This window comes from Duganella sp. FT27W, from assembly GCF_009295655.1.
In the GTDB taxonomy this organism is placed as follows: Bacteria; Pseudomonadota; Gammaproteobacteria; order Burkholderiales; family Burkholderiaceae_D; genus Rugamonas; species Rugamonas zoogloeoides.
This window is the reverse complement of record NZ_WHIV01000004.1, coordinates 192,808-207,772: the sequence shown is the minus strand read 5'-3', so window position 1 is coordinate 207,772 and position 14,965 is coordinate 192,808. Positions and strand designations below refer to the sequence as shown.

Annotated in this window: 12 protein-coding genes; 6 read left to right on the top strand and 6 right to left on the bottom strand. The window is 64.9% G+C overall.

What is annotated here, in order from left to right; translation table 11 throughout:
• Positions 1–31: 31 nt before the first annotated feature.
• The 3 genes from F8197_RS18030 to F8197_RS18020 form a co-directional block, all read right to left on the bottom strand.
• Positions 32–1,033 (bottom strand): FecR domain-containing protein, encoded by a 1,002-nt coding sequence (locus F8197_RS18030; RefSeq protein ID WP_152883069.1) that lies wholly within the window; start codon positions 1,031–1,033, stop codon positions 32–34.
• A complete protein-coding gene (locus F8197_RS18025) occupies positions 1,033–1,551 on the bottom strand; it encodes a sigma-70 family RNA polymerase sigma factor (RefSeq protein WP_152883068.1) in 519 nt (172 codons plus the stop codon). The genes F8197_RS18030 and F8197_RS18025 overlap by 1 nt, the downstream gene beginning before the upstream one ends.
• A gap of 130 nt (positions 1,552–1,681) precedes the next feature.
• A complete protein-coding gene (locus F8197_RS18020; RefSeq protein ID WP_019923352.1) occupies positions 1,682–2,239 on the bottom strand; it encodes an outer membrane beta-barrel protein in 558 nt (185 codons plus the stop codon).
• A gap of 246 nt (positions 2,240–2,485) precedes the next feature.
• Here F8197_RS18020 and F8197_RS18015 point away from each other — a divergent pair, with 246 nt between their 5' ends.
• Positions 2,486–3,592: a catalase family protein gene (locus F8197_RS18015; protein ID WP_152883067.1), complete on the top strand. Its 1,107-nt coding sequence runs from the start codon at positions 2,486–2,488 to the stop codon at positions 3,590–3,592.
• Between the two features lie 155 nt (positions 3,593–3,747).
• Here the strand turns inward: F8197_RS18015 and F8197_RS18010 are convergent, their stop codons facing one another.
• Both F8197_RS18010 and F8197_RS18005 read right to left on the bottom strand, forming a co-directional pair.
• Positions 3,748–6,738, bottom strand: coding sequence for a TonB-dependent receptor (locus F8197_RS18010; RefSeq protein ID WP_152883066.1), 2,991 nt, complete (start codon positions 6,736–6,738; stop codon positions 3,748–3,750).
• Positions 6,739–6,929: 191 nt separating this feature from the next.
• On the bottom strand, positions 6,930–8,501 hold the full coding sequence (locus tag F8197_RS18005) for a carboxylesterase/lipase family protein (protein WP_193333471.1): 1,572 nt from the start codon (positions 8,499–8,501) through the stop codon (positions 6,930–6,932).
• A 171-nt stretch (positions 8,502–8,672) separates the two neighbouring features.
• Between F8197_RS18005 and F8197_RS18000 the strand changes: the two genes are divergently transcribed.
• The 3 genes from F8197_RS18000 to pnuC all read left to right on the top strand — a co-directional run bounded on the left by F8197_RS18000 (position 8,673) and on the right by pnuC (position 12,617).
• On the top strand, positions 8,673–10,694 hold the full coding sequence (locus F8197_RS18000) for an ATP-binding protein (RefSeq protein WP_152883064.1): 2,022 nt from the start codon (positions 8,673–8,675) through the stop codon (positions 10,692–10,694).
• Between the two features lie 83 nt (positions 10,695–10,777).
• A complete protein-coding gene (locus tag F8197_RS17995; RefSeq protein ID WP_152883063.1) occupies positions 10,778–12,007 on the top strand; it encodes a M48 family metallopeptidase in 1,230 nt (409 codons plus the stop codon).
• A gap of 31 nt (positions 12,008–12,038) precedes the next feature.
• Complete coding sequence (gene pnuC / locus F8197_RS17990) at positions 12,039–12,617, top strand: nicotinamide riboside transporter PnuC (protein WP_152883062.1); 579 nt, start codon at positions 12,039–12,041, stop codon at positions 12,615–12,617.
• An 11-nt stretch (positions 12,618–12,628) separates the two neighbouring features.
• Here the strand turns inward: pnuC and F8197_RS17985 are convergent, their stop codons facing one another.
• Complete coding sequence (locus F8197_RS17985; RefSeq protein ID WP_152883061.1) at positions 12,629–13,453, bottom strand: response regulator; 825 nt, start codon at positions 13,451–13,453, stop codon at positions 12,629–12,631.
• 231 nt (positions 13,454–13,684) lie between these two features.
• Between F8197_RS17985 and F8197_RS17980 the strand changes: the two genes are divergently transcribed.
• Both F8197_RS17980 and F8197_RS17975 read left to right on the top strand, forming a co-directional pair.
• The gene (locus tag F8197_RS17980; protein ID WP_152883060.1) at positions 13,685–14,212 is read left to right on the top strand and encodes a spore coat U domain-containing protein; all 528 of its coding nucleotides are present in this window, start codon (positions 13,685–13,687) and stop codon (positions 14,210–14,212) included.
• Between the two features lie 33 nt (positions 14,213–14,245).
• The gene (locus F8197_RS17975) at positions 14,246–14,959 is read left to right on the top strand and encodes a molecular chaperone (protein ID WP_227012314.1); all 714 of its coding nucleotides are present in this window, start codon (positions 14,246–14,248) and stop codon (positions 14,957–14,959) included.
• The last annotated feature ends 6 nt before the right edge of the window (positions 14,960–14,965 follow it).

Genomic DNA, 14,965 nt, shown 5'->3' with positions numbered 1-14,965 from the left:
TCAAATCAGACCAGGTTGGAAGAAAAAATTTTCAGGGACGCGGCGCCAGCCGGATGCCGCTACGCCAGTGGCCGAAGAAGCGGGTGGTGGTTTCGATGTCCAGCGTCAGTGTAGCCGCCAGGGTTTCGAGCACCCGGCCGATGTCGTCGAGCCGGAAACTGCCCGAGACGCGCAACCCTGCTACCGCCGGTGCGCAACCGAGCGCGATGTCGCTGTAGCGTTCCAGTTCAGCCACGAATGCGTCGAGCCGCATGGCCTTGGCGATCAGGAAACCGTCGATCCAGGCCACGCTGTCCTCGTCGGCCGCCAGTGTGGGCATGACGGCCGCGGCGCCGAACAACGCCTGCTGGCCTGCCTGCAAGACCGACGACGCGGCCAGGCTGGCTGGCCGCAATGCAACTTCGCCATCGAACACGCTGACCTGGGTGGCGTGCGGATACAGGCGCACGGCAAAGCGCGCACTGCTGGCCGCCAGCGTTTCCAGCACGCCTTGCGCCGTGTGCACAAGCAATGGCCGCCCGGCGGTATCGGGGGCAGTGGTGATCAGCAATTCGCCCGCATGCAGGCGCAGGCGGCGCGCGGCGCCATCGATGGCGACGTCGAAGGCGCTGGCGGTGTTGAGCGCCACCCGCGTGCCATCGGCCAGCGCCACCCGCCGGCGCTGGCCGGGGCCGGTGCGTTCGTCAGCACTCCAGGCGCGCCACGGCAGATGTTCTTCGGCGGTCCAGGCCAGCGTGCCGGTAAAGATCGCCAGCGACAGCGCCTTGACGGCCTGGCGGCGGCCGCGCGAACCGCGCGGCGCCAGCAGGGCGGCGGTGAGGGCCGGCGCCGGGTGTTGCTGGCCGGCGCCCAGGCCGCGCAGGCGGTCGTTGACTGCTTCGATGCGCTGCCAGGCGCGCTGGTGGTCGGGGTGGCTGGTGAGCCATTGCTGCCATTCGCGCAGCAATTCGTCGGGCACCGGCGGCGATTGCAATTCCACCATCCACTCCACCGCGCGCCGCGCGATATCCTGCGGTACGGCTGCGGCCGCCATCAGAGCACCACCCCGTGGGCGCCGAAATAGCACTGCTCGCCTGCCTTGACCAGGTAGCGTTTGACGCTGGTGACCGAGATATCGAGCGCGCTGGCGATTTCACCGTGGCTCATGCCGTCGAGCTGGCTCATAAGGAAGGCGCGCTTGACCACCGGCGCCAGGTTGCCCAGCATGCGGTCGATCTCGACCAGCGTTTCCATCACCATCGCGCGGTCCTCGGGCGACACCGCCACCGCCTCGGGCAGGACGGCCAGGGCCTCGAGATAGGCGCGTTCGAGCTGCTGGCGGCGGTAATGGTTGGCCAGTACCCGCTGCGCCACCGTGGTCAGAAAAGCACGCGGCTCGCGCGCGGCCACCGGTTGCTCGCGGGTGAGCAGTTGCATAAAGGTGTCGTGCGCCAGGTCGGCAGCCTGGTGGGCGTCACCGAGCCGCTTGCGCAACCAGCCGCGCAGCCAACCGTGGTGGTCGCTGTACAGCATGGTAATTTCCTGCGCGAGGGCGTGTTCGGTGGCGGACATGGGGGGCGTGGGTGTAAATGCAAATGGTTCTCATTTGATTATACGCAAACCTGCATGCCGGCACAATCGGCAAAAAAAAGCGGCAGGCGTTGTGCACGCCTGCCGCTGATCGATACTGAACGGGTATTGCTTAGAACTTGTAGCGTACGCCGACCGACACCATGTTGGCTTTCAGGTTGTCGTTGCTGTCTTCGAACTTGGCGATTTTGCCAAAGTATTCGTACTCAGCAACAATGCTGAAGTTGGTGTTGATGGCGTAGGCGGCGCCAACGGAGACGTAAGCGGAGCTGCGGTTTGCCTTGTCGTTCACGTTGAAGCCATTGAGCGAAGCGTTGGCCTTCACTTCGGAACGGACCACGCCGGCTTTACCGATCAGCGAGAACTGCGCGTCCAGCGGCAGGGTGCCGGTCGCAGCGAAATACACTGCGGTTGGTTCGAAGGAAGCACGTGCGCCAAAGCCCGAGCGTTCCAGCTTGCCCAGGTCGGTGTAGCCGCCTTCCAGGCCGAAGTTCTGGTTGAAGTTGTAGCCACCGAACAGCTTGAAGCCGGTGTCGTGGTCCTTGGTCGAACCGATCGACAGTTTTTGTTCTGCACGGCCAACGCTGCCGCCGACGTAAGCGCCTTGCGATTGAGCGGCGGCGGTGCCGGCCAGTGCTGCCAGCATGGCGAACAAGATGGTGTTTTTCATATTTCTCTCTTTAAATGGGTCAATTCACGAAGTGGTTTAATTGATATTTCGTGAGCGCAATATTATATATATAAATTAACGTTCGCGCTGAAATGCTTCAATGTGGTGCGCAATCGTGCGCGCCTTTGGTGCGGAACCGGCGCGAGCGTAATGAAGGCTCGGGCCGTGCGTGCGTGGCACCACAGACGCCAGGCCGCAACCACGCCATGATGGCAATGTCAGCCAACCAGCCAGCAGGATACCCTCATGGATTTTCCCACCCGTCACCTGAAACAGCCATTGCCCTACGATCCTTCCTACGAAGTACTGGAGGAGGACGAAGCCGAAACCATTGCCGGTCTGCAGGAGCAGATGCACGATATCGCCGGCACCGTCCACAAGGACAGCGGCCACGCCCCGCGCGGCGTGCATGCCAAGAGCCACGGCTTGCTGCGCGGTACCCTGCGCGTGCTCGACAACCTGCCGCCCGATTATTCGCAGGGCCTGTTTGCCGCCAGCGGTGAATACCCGGTGGTGATGCGCCTGTCCACCACGCCCGGCGACTTGCTCGACGATAAAGTGTCCACGCCGCGCGGCATGGCCATCAAGGTGATCGGGGTGCCGGGCGAGCGCCTGGCCGACGGCCAGGGCGATGTCACCCAGGACTTCGTCATGGTCAATGGCCCGACTTTCCAGACTCCGACCGCCAAGAAATTCCTCGGCAGCGTCAAGCTGCTGGCCGCCACCACCGACAAGGCGCCCGGCTTGAAGAAAGCGCTGTCGGCCGCCTTGCAGGGCGCCGAAAAAGTGATCGAAGCGGTTGGCGGCGAAAGCGCCACCCTGATCAGCATGGGCGGCCATCCGGAAACCCACATCCTCGGCGAAACCTTCTTTACCCAGGTGCCGGTGCTGTTCGGCCGTTACATGGCCAAGCTGCAACTGGTGCCGGTGTCGCCCGAGCTGGCCATGCTCAAGGACCAGCCGGTCGATCTCGACCACAAGCCCAATGGCTTGCGCGGCGCGGTGGTCGATTTCATGACCGAGCACGCGGCCGAGTGGGAACTGCGGGCACAACTGGGCACCGATCTCGACGAGACGCCGATTGAAGACCCGACCGTGGAATGGAACACGCCGTGGGTGGCCGTGGCGCGCATCTCTGCTCCGGCCCAGGCTGGCTGGACGCATGGCCTGTCGGTGCTGGTGGACGACGGCATGCAGTTCAGCCCGTGGCATTGCATCGCCGCGCACCGCCCGCTCGGCTCGATCATGCGGGTGCGGCGCGCCGTGTATGCAGCGTCGGCGCGGTTCCGCGCCGAGCGCAATGGCACGCCATTAGCCGAACCTCACAATCTCGACCACTGGCAAGAACACTAAAAACGGCCAGAGCGTCGTTGCAGCGCCTTGCCGTGCTCACGCACTGTCTACGGCGCTGCGCCTCGCTCTGAGCGTCGTTGCAGCGCCTGGCGCTGACCATTTTCAATAAAAAAGGGGCGCCGCAGTGGCGCCCCTCTTCATTGGTGCAAGCCGATTTAGTACTTGTAATTCATCCCCACCACGAAGGTACGACCCGAATGCACGTACAACAGCGTGTCGTTGCGCTGGTTGTCGCGGCCGTAGCGCAGCGGCGTGTCGTTGAGGTTCTGGCCCTCAAAGCTCAGGCGCAGTTGCGGCGTGAGGTTGTACGACATGCTGAAGTCGACGTTGGTCGAGCCATCGACAATGGTGAAGTCGTGTCCCTGCACGTTGCCAAGCACGTTGAGCAGGTACGACGAACGGTGCGCGGCCGAAACCCGGGCGCTGAACTTCGGATCCTCGTAGAACAAGGTCAGGTTGTGCGCCTTTGGCGACAAGCCGGTGAAGTTGGCGCGCTGGGTCAGCTGCTCGTTGGCCGGCGTGTTCGGATTGTCCACCCGCGTGATGTAGGTGATCTTCGAATCGACGTAGGTGTAGTTCGCCAGCAGACCGAAGTTGCTCCAGATGCCGGGCAGGAAGCTGAACGGTGCTTGCAGGTTGAACTCGTAACCGGTCAGCGGACCGCCCGGGGTATTCACCTGGCGGTTCACCACCACCGTCGTGCTAGGTAACGTTGCGCAAGCCGGCGTGCCGCCGGTGATGCTGCAACCGCCGCCCAGCAGCACCGAGTCGGGCAGGCCCAAGCTCGAGAACACGGCGCGGTCCGACACGCCCTGGATGAAGGTACCGATCTTCTTGTGGAAGGCGCCCACCGACACCATGGCGTTCTTGTCGTAGTACCACTCGGCTTGCAGGTCGAAGGTCTTGGCGCGGATCGGCGACAGGTTCGGGTTGCCGATATTGACAGTCTGCACCTGCGCATTGAGCGTGCTCGATGGCGCCAGGTCGGTGTACTCGGGACGCGCCAGGGTTTTGCCGGCCGAGAAGCGCAGCATCACGTCCTTGTGCAGCGTGGCCGACACGTTCAGCGCCGGCAGGTAGTCGTTGTAGCGGTTGCGGCCGCGCACCGGTTCCAGCGTGCCGTTGGCGTTGACCAGCGCGAACGAGTTCATCTCGGTACGCGCGTGACGCACACCGACGTTGCCGCGCAGCGGGATGTTGAACAGGTCGTAATTAAAATCGGCCATGAGGAAGGCGGCGTCGATCTTTTCCTCGACGCCCCGGTTGGCTTGGTTCAGGTAGTTATATTCGGAACCGGGCACGGCCGCGCAATGGCACTCGATGTTGTACACCGCGAGGAACTTGTTCAAGTCCACCGCCGCCCACGAGCTCGGGACGCCGGAGCCGCCGAGGCCCTTGCCGAAGCCGCTGATCTGGCGCGAGATCGAGTCCATGGTGACGCCGGCCGGCAGGCGCAAGCCGTTGCCGCCCGAACCGATTTCCACGTTGGTCCACTGGTTGTTGCGGCGCGAGAGGCCGGTGCGCAGGGTCAGGTTGTCGTTCGCTTCGAATGCCGCAGTGACCTGGTTGGTTTTCAGCGTGTTGCGGGTGTGCAGGTAGCGGCCCACGAACTGGCCGTGGAAGGTGCCGTCCGCTTCCTGCGGCGCGAACGAGAAATTGTTCGGGTTGGTCACGTCGATGCCGAAGTTAATCGTCGGCACGTTGCGGTTGTTGCGGAAGTCGAAAGAATAACCGTTGGCGTTGGGCGAGTCGAACTGCACGGTGGTGCGCTGCGGCTCGTCCAGGTCCGAGCGCGAGCGGCCGCTCAGGAATTCGAGTTTGAGGCGGTCGGTGACGTCGTGACGGCCCGACAGCACGTATTGTTTAAAGGTGGTCGAATACACGTCGAGCAGACCCTCGGTGCGGATGTCCACCGCGTTGAACTTGCCGTAGTCCCAGCTGCCGTTGTCGTTGAAGTGCGCATCGACGATCGACGTCTGCGGCTTGCCGTTCGATTGCGCCATGCTGCGCCCGAACGAGATGGCCGAGATGTAGTTGTCGTAGCGTTTGTTGTTGAACTTGCCGCCCATCAGGTCGAGGTTCAACTCGGTGGCGCTGCTCGGGCGCCATTGCAGCGCGCCGGTCAGGCCGGTGCGCTCGTACTCGGTGAGCGAGCGGCGGAAGCGTGGAATGCGCGGCGCGAACGCGCCCGAGCCCGGCAGCGGGTTGGCGACCGTGCCGCCGTAATTGTCGGTGCGGCCCATCACGTCGTTGTAGGCGGCGGTATTGGACGTGCGCGGCACGCCGAAACCGCAATTGGTAGCGGTAACTCCCTTGACCGCGTTGTTGGCCGGATTTTGTACTGCCGCGCCCAGCGGCGAGCAGAAGCCGCCGTCGTTGCTGGCGCTGAGCAATTCGACCGCCTCGTAGCCTTCTTCCTGCGCAGTGCGCTTGGAGTACGCGGCCGAGATCAGCGCGCCGAACTGGCCGTACGAGGTTTTCCAGCGGTCCGAGTACAGCGCGGTCACGCGCGGGTCGTTGGTCTTGGATACCGAGTTGTGCATGCCCTGGGCGCCGATGCTGAAGGTGCGGCCCTTGAAGTCGAACGGCCGGCCCGTGCGCAGATCGACGGTGGCGCCGAGCGAGCCTTCTTCCACGGCCGCTTCCGATGTCTTGCGCACTTCCAGGCTGTTGAACAGTTCCGAGGCGAACACCGAAAAGTCGAAGCCCCGGCCGCGGTTGGTACTGCCGTTGATGTCGGACGCGCCGGTGGCGGTCACGCCCTCGATGCCGTTGATGCGCACGCGGGTAAAGCCCGCGTTCAGACCGCGCACCGTGATCTGCTTGCCTTCGCCGCCGTCGCCGCGCGTGAGCGACACGCCCGGCACGCGTTGCAGCGATTCGGCCAGGTTGGCGTCGGGGAACTTGGCGATGTCTTCGGCCTTGATCACATCGACGATGCCGTCGCTGGCGCGCTTGGTGTTCAGTGCGCTGTTCAGGCTGGCGCGGAAGCCGGTCACGACAACGACCTGTTCCTCGGCGCTCTTGGCTTCGCTGGCGCTGGTGGGTGGGGTGGTTTCCTGTGCCTGGGCGCTCATGGCGGCAAGTACGCCGATGACTGCCAGTACGGACGGCTTGAGCGGACTGCTATGGTTCCGGTTCTTCATGCGTATCCTCTTATAGTATTGATTCGTCTCCCCCTTGCGGGTGAATCGATCATATGCGAGGCATCCGGACGAAAAACCGGGGCTGCGGGAAACAGTCACGCAGTTGATTTTATTAATACTTCTTTTGGTACGACCGGGCCTTCGATCACCCCCGGTCGTTGCGCCATAACTACAGTTTGGCAAGCAAACCGCTACGGTGCGGGCGGCACGATGCTCGACGGCGGATGGTCGCGTCCCTCGAACAGCAAGTCGCACAACGCCGCGCGCGCGCCATGCACGGCCACGGTGCCGGCCGGTGTGATCGACAGCGACCCGTCATGGTCGGCCACCGCCGGCCAGCGCGGCAGACCGGGACCGTTCGGATCGCCATGGCGGATGAAGTTGGCCCAGTACCGTTGCACCGGTGGCCAGTCGGTAGCCAGCGTGTTGGCGGGCGGCGCCCGGTAGATATAGTCCATTTCGCTGGTGTGCTCGGGCGGCTTGCCGCTGCCGGGCGCGCCGTAGCCGAACTCGTAGCGCCACACTCGTGGACTGGCCGTTGCCATGCGCCCGGCCAGCCAGCGGGCCGGGCAGCGGAACCACATATCGGTCATCACCTGGGTGGGGATGGCGCCGAGCGGATCGTTCACACCAGGCGTGCCGTACAAGGCTTGCGCGGCGGCGGCCCGGTGGCCGAATGCTGCGGCGATCAGCGCCGGGCCGCTGGCCGGCGCACGGTCGGCGCCCAGTTCCTGGGTGTTGTTGCCGATCAGGATGTCGATGCCACGGCCGGCATCCTTGGGATAGCTTTGCGGCAGCACGTAGCCGTCGATATTTTGCTGTTCCCACGTAAAACTCGGATCGACGCCGGGCGAGACCGGCAAATTTTCCGCTGCCTTGGCAATCGCGGCGGCGGGCAGGGAGCGCAACGCGGCCAGACCGGCGGCACCGCGCGGCAGGCGCAGGCGGTCGAGCAGTTCGTTGCCCATCGCCTCGCTGTGGGCTGCCGTGCGCGGCGCCCCCGGCGCGGCTGCCTGCAGGATGGCGCGGCGGAACAGGCCCCGGGCCAGCGGTGTGTACGTGAGGAACAGGGCGTCGGTGGCGCCGGCCGAGTTGCCGCTGATGGTGACGTTGGCGGGATCGCCGCCAAAAGCGGCAATATTGGCCTGCACCCAGCGCAGGGCGGCGATCTGGTCGAGCAGGCCGTAGTTGGCCGACGAGGCGTGCGGATCTTCGGCGCGCAAGGCGTCCAGCCCCAGGAAGCCGAAAGCGCCCAGCCGGTATTGCAGCTTGACCACGACGATACCCTGGCGGTGCAGGCTGTCGTCGGCCAGGCTGCCGGCGCCGGCAGCGGCATTGGAGCCGCCATGGATATACACCAGCACCGGCAACCGCGCATCCGCTTGCAGCGACGGCGTGCGCAGCGAAACGCTCAGGCAGTCTTCCTGCGCGCTGGCGATGAAACCCTGGTTCCAGCCGACATCGGCCTGCACGCAGGCGGGGGCAGGTGCGGTGGTATCCAACACGCCCGGCCACGGTGTGCGCGGCGCGGGGGGCAGCCAGCGCCTGGCGCCGGCAGGGGAGGCGGCATAGGGAATGCCGTTGAAGATCGCGCTGCCGTCGGCCATGGCGGTACCGAGCACCTGGCCGCCGGTCACGGTGACCGTGGCGGCGACCTGCGACTGCAGTTGTTGCTGCCGCGCTGGCGCATTCGTCTGCGCCAGCGCCAGCGTTACTGGCAGCCACAGCGCCAACAGGCAAGCGATGATTTTTTTGTGCGGCATGGGGCACTTTCCTGTCTTTCCACCCGGCGGGCGAACCGCAGCGAGAATAGCATAAAGGCAATGGAAAATCATGCAGCCGAACAGGCGATTCTCCCGGGATAACTGGTCGTCTATCGTGCGCCGCGCCGCCGCCCAGTTGCTACACTTCTGCTTTCCTCAGATAAATAGATCATGGCGGCCTTACCCGTTTCCTCCCTGCTGGCAACGCCCGCGCACCGCTTCATCGGCGCCGGTACGCCGATGCGCGACCTGGTGCGCGCCTTTCCGTGGCACACCACGGCGCTGGGCCCCATCGACGCCTGGCCGGCATCGCTGCGCACCTGCGTTGGCGTCGTGTTGCACGCTGCCCAGCCGATGTTCTTGTACTGGGGCGAGGACCTGGTGCAGGTCTATAACGACGCCTTCGTGCCGTGCTTTGGCGCGGATAAACATCCCGCCGCGCTGGGGCAGGGCGGGGCGGCCTGCTGGGCCGAGGCTTGGGCCACCATCGGCCCGCAGATCGAGCACGTACGGCACGGCGGCGAGCCGCAAGTCCATGTCAACCAGCTGGTCCCCATCCTGCGCAACGGCATTCTCGAAGACGTTTATTGGAACTACAGCTTTACGCCCGTATTCGATGACAGCGACGGCGTGGGCGGCGTGCTGGTCGTGTGTACCGAAACCACCGCGCAAGTGCTGGCCGAACGGCGCCGCCATGCGCTCGACCTGCTGGGCCGGGCGTTGCTGGCCTGCCGCAGCGAGGCCGACATGGCTGTCGCCATCGCCCGCTGCGCGGCCGACCATCCGCGCGACTTGCGCAGCGTGGAACTGCTGCGCGGCGAAGCGTCCGGTACAGCCGTCTCGGACCTCGATGCCGGCCTGGTCGTGATCCCGGGCGCCGAGCTGCAATTGTGCGCCGAGTTGGCGCTGGCCTTCCACGTCTCGCCGCATTTGCCGGTGGACGCCGCCTGCCGCCAGTTCCTCGCGCAATTCACCGCCAGCGTGTGCGCCACGCTGAGCCGCCTCGAGGCCGACCGTGCACTGGCGCTGGCCATGGCCGAGAGCGAGCGTCTGCACGGCGACCTCGATTCCACGGCGCGCATCAAGGATGAATTCCTGGCCATGCTGGGCCACGAGCTGCGCAATCCGCTGGCGCCCATCGTCACCGCGCTCAAGCTGATGAAGCTGCGCGGCGCCGGTGCGCACGACAGCGTCGATACCGGCCACGAGCAGGAAGTGATCCAGCGCCAGGTCGATCACCTGGTACGGCTGGTCGATGATTTACTGGACGTCTCGCGCCTGGCGCGGGGCAAGGTCGAGCTGCGCAAGGAGACCATGCCGCTGGCAGACATCCTCAACCGCGCCATCGAGATGGCTGCGCCGCTGATCGAACAAAAGCAGCATCGCCTGCTGGTGGACGTGCCCACCGTGCGCTGGCACGGCGATCCGGCGCGGCTGGCGCAAGTGGTCGCCAACCTGCTCAACAATGCCGCGCGCTACACGCCGCATGCCGGCCACATCACGCTGGCCACGCGGGTGCGCGGGGCCGACCTGCAAATCCTGGTCACCGACGACGGCAACGGCATCCCGGCCAGCCTGATGCCGCACATTTTTGATCTGTTCGTCCAGGGCAGCCGCAAGCTCGACCGCGCCAAGGGCGGCCTCGGTATCGGGCTGGCGCTGGCGCACAACCTGGTACGCATGCACGGCGGCACCATCCAGGCCTACAGCGGCGGCGAGGGGCGCGGCAGCACGTTTACCATCAACCTGCCCGATTCGGTAGTTGCCGAGGCTGTGCCCGCGCCGGTCCTGGTGCCGATCGCAGCCCCAGGGCCGGTCGATCCCGGGCCAGCAGCGAGCGGCAGCGTGCGCGTGCTGGTGGTGGACGACAATCAGGATGCCGCCGATTCGCTGGCCGAGCTGCTGGGTGCGCTCGGCTACGAGGCCAGCGTGGCCTACGATCCGGCCCAGGCCATCGCCGCCGCCGGCGTATCGATGCCGCAAGTGGCGATTCTCGACATCGGCTTGCCCGGCATGGACGGCTTCGAACTGGCCGGCCACCTGCGCGCCTTGCCGCACGGCGCAACGGTGACCCTGATCGCGCTGTCGGGCTACGGCAGGGCCGACGACAAGGCGCGCAGCAGCGCGGCCGGCTTCAACGCCCACCTGGTCAAACCAGTCAACCTCGGCGACCTGCAAACCGCCTTGCCCTGAAATGAGATTGTTGTCATAAAGCGTTAACTTTTTCTTAAAACACCTATAAAATGACTCCCGGAAACTTTTGGTCCGGGAACCGCATGAACTTGGTGTACAAGAATGAAAACCTGCTCTTCGGCGTGATGCTGGCGGTGTCCATGCTGGCGTGGGGCGCGCTGCTGATCGGCAACTTGGGCCAGGCGTTGCTGTACGCGGCGGCGTTTTACCTGGCCTGGTATTTGGCCTGCTACCTGGCGCAATCGGCGCTGGTGGCCTGGCTGACCGGCACCGGCGTACGCATCACTGCGCAACAGTTTCCCGACCTGCACCAACGGGTGCAAGCGTGCTGCGCACGGCTGGAGCGCACGTCCGTGCCCGACGCTTACCTGCTGCAAGCGGGTGGCGGTTTTCATGCGCTGGCCACGCGTTTTCCCGGCAATAACATCATCGTCCTCGACAGCGACCTGGTCGATGCGCTCGACGACCGCCCGGACGCCATCAATTTCCACATCGGCCATGCCATCGGCCGCCTCGACCGGCGCCACCTGCACCGGGCGCTGCTGCTGGCGCCGGCCGCGCTGCTGCCGCTGCTGGGCGCAGCGTATGCCCGCGCCCGCGAATACTCGTGCGACCGCCATGGTTTCCACGCCTGCGCCGAGCTGGCCAGCGCCCAGGCCGGGCTGGCCGCGCTGGCGGCCGGCGGCAAGCGCTGGCGCCACCTGGACCGTACCGGCTACGCGGCCCAGGCGCGCCAGGCCGGCGGCTTCTGGATGTCATTCCACGAACTGATCAGCGACCGTCCGTGGCTGGTCAAGCGCATGGCGGTAGTGCGCGACCTGGCGCAGGGCGCGCCGGTCGAACCGGCTGCGCCACGGCACGGGCTCGCGTATGTGCTGGCACTGTGCGTGCCGCGCGTGAGCCTGGGGCTGGGCGCACCCGGTGCGGCGCTGACCCTGCTGACGCTGGCGGCCGTGCTGGCCACCGTTGCCTGGCCCGCCTGGCAAAACCTGGAAGCGCGCACCCGCATGACGCAGGCGGTTGCCGTGGGCCGCGAGGCGGCGGCGGCGGTGGAGCGCTATTACTATGCCAACGGCCAGAGCCCGGCTACCCTGGAGCAGACCGGCTACGCGCTGATCGATCCCGGCCACGCGGTGCAAACCCTGGAAGTCGATGCCGGCAACGGCGTGGTCCGGGTGTACCCGTCCGACATGCGGTACCGCGGCGGCGCGCTTGCGTTCACGCCCCGCGTGGACGAGAATAGGCGCGTGCTCTGGCGTTGCAGCGCGGAAGACCTGCCCGCCGCCGTGCTGCCACATGACTGCCGCGACTGATCGCCTTCGCTTCTGCTTCCGAAAGATACTTTTGACCTCTCTGCTGGAAATCGCCGCCAATGCCGTCATGACGGTTTCGATCATTCTCGCCGGGCGCAACAATGTGCATTCGTGGTGGCTGGGCATCATCGGCTGCGGGCTGTTTGCCGTGCTGTTCTACGACACCCGCCTGTACGCCGACGTCACCCTGCAACTGTTCTTTATCGTTACCTGCGTGATCGGCTGGTGGCGCTGGCTGCGCGGCGGCACCGGCGCACCGTTGCCGATCACGCGCGCCCGGCCGCAGGCGCTGATCTGGATGGGGGCGCTCGGCCTGGCCGCCACGGCCATCTACGGCCTGCTGCTGCAAGCGTACACCAACGCCTACGCGCCGTTCATCGATTCGGGCGTGCTGATGTTCAGCGTGATCGCCCAGCTGCTGCTGATGGGCCGCCGCCTGCAAACCTGGCAATTTTGGCTGTTGGTCAACACCATCGCCGTACCGCTGTACGCCAGTCGCGGCTTGTACCTGACGTCGGTGCTGTACGGCGTGTACTGGATCAATGCGCTGGCGTCGTGGTTCTTCTGGCGGCGCAAGATGCAGCAAGCTGCGCCGCAGTTGCCTGCCTGATCTGATTGACGTCAATTCAACGGCGAGCGCCGCTGCTGGATCGCCTGGCGGTAGGCCGTTGGCGTCACCCCGAGCCGCTCGCGGAACGCGGTGGCGAAGTTGCCGGCGTTATTGAAACCGATTAAGAGTGCGATGTCCTGGACGTCGATGTCGGTGTCCTTGAGCAGTTCCTCACCGCGCCGGATGCGCGCCTCCCTGATAAACGAAAACACCGTCATGCCGGTTTGTTCGCGGAACACCTGCGACAGCTTTTCGCGGTAAGTGCCGACGCTGCGGGCGATTTCGGCCAGGCCCGGCAGCGAGGCCAGGTTGTCGGCGATCAGGCGTTTGACGGCCGCCACGGTCACGGCATCGGGATCGACACCGTAGGGCGAGGCGGGCAGGTGACTGTCGGCCGCATCGTTGGCCGGTGCCGGCGCTGCCGAGGCCGAAGCGCCATGGGCGCGCTGGGCCAGCGCCAGGTGGACCTGGATGCGCGCCGCCAGTTCTCCCGGCGAAAACGGTTTTGACACGTAATCGACGCCGCCGATCGACAAGCCCATGATGCGCTCCTCGTCGGCGTCGGCGCCGCTGAGGAAAATCACCGGGATGTCCTGGGTGGCCGGATTGGCCTTGAGCAGCCGGCAGGCGGTGTAGCCGTCCATGTCGGGCATGCGCACGTCGAGCAGGATCAGGTCGGGATGGTTGGCCAGCGCCAGGTGGTAACCCTGCAGGCCGTTATGCGCCACCGAGACCTTGTACGGCATTTCGCTCAGCAGATCGACCAGCAAACGCTGCTCGAACGCCGAGTCGTCGACGATGAGAATCTTGCTCATAGTGCTATCGGCAGTCTGCATGGCTCACCCTGAAGGTTGGTCATCTTTTGATACGAAGTGTTGCGCACCTGCCGCCATTATGCCCATGTTTGGAAAATTTTTTGGTGGATTTCTACGCACGCAAAACCTTCCTCTCCTCCAGCAGAAGCAGAGTTTTTTTAGATCATCAATAATTGAATCATGTGTTGGGATTGGGCAAGTTTTAAGGCTCCAGACCTCAACTTTTTGTGATTCATTTCTGAAGGAGGTTGTATGATCACCCGTAAAACCAGCCGTGCCGCGCTCGCTGCTGCCATGGCCACCACCCTGCTTGCCGCCGCACCGATGGCCGACGCCGTGACGTATTCCAATGGCACCAAGACAGCGAACTTCGACGTCACGCTCAAGATCATCGCCGACTGCACCATCGCCACCCAGCCGCTGGACTTCGGCCAGAGCCAGGGCGTGCTGGCCAACACGGTCACGGTCAACACCACGCTGAGCGTCACCTGCACCAACACCACGCCGTACAACGTGGGCCTGAACGCGGGCACCGGCACCGGCTCCACCACGGCTGCAAGAGTGATGAGCGGCACTGGCGCCAACACCAGCACCGTCGCCTACAACCTGTTCCAGGCCGCCGGCGCCACCAACTGGGGCAATACCCAGGGCACCGATACCCGCTCCGGCACCGGTTCGGGCACCGCGCAAACGCTCACCGTCTATGGCGCCATTCCCGCCCAGGCGACGCCGCAGCCTGACACCTATAAATCGACCATCACGGCCACGGTGTATTTCTAAACGATGACCTTATCCGCGCGCCTGGTGTGCTGGATGAAACTCGGTATGCTCGTGTTGAGCGGGATGCTGGGGTTGGAAGCGAGCGCTGCTAATTTGCAGATATCGCCAGTCATGATTATTTTGCGTGCAGGCCAAGGTGCCACCGGCATCACCATGCAGAACATGGGAGAGACTCCCGTGTATGGCCAGGTCAGGGTGTTTTTGTGGGACCAAAACAACACGGAAGATGTGTTGACCCCGACACAAGAAGTAGTAGCCAGTCCCCCCATATTGCAGATCGGGCCTAAAAGCAGCCAGATCATTCGCCTCGTGCGACGCAGCAGTCAACTCCCCAGCCGCGAGTTGAGCTACCGGATCCTCATCGACGAAATCCCCCGCGAGGGCGAAGGCCCCGCCAGTGGCGTCGATATCCGCCTGCGCTATTCCGTTCCCATGTTTGTCCAGCCCGCCGACGAGCGTATTGCTCCGGCGTTGGCCTGGTCCGTTTACCGCAAGGACGATCACTGGCGGCTCAAGGTGCGCAACAGCGGCACCCTGCGCGCGCAGATCGGTTCGTTCGAATTGAGCAATGCCCGTGGCAAGAATTTTACGATCGCCGAAGGCCTGTTCGGCTATGTGCTGGCCGGCCGCGAGCGCGAATGGCGCCTGCCGGTACCCGCCGACGCCGACCTGTCCGGCACCCTGGCGGTCAAAGCCAATATCAATGCCAAGCCCGCAACTGCCAGCACCGTGGCGGCACTCGAGTAGCCGCGC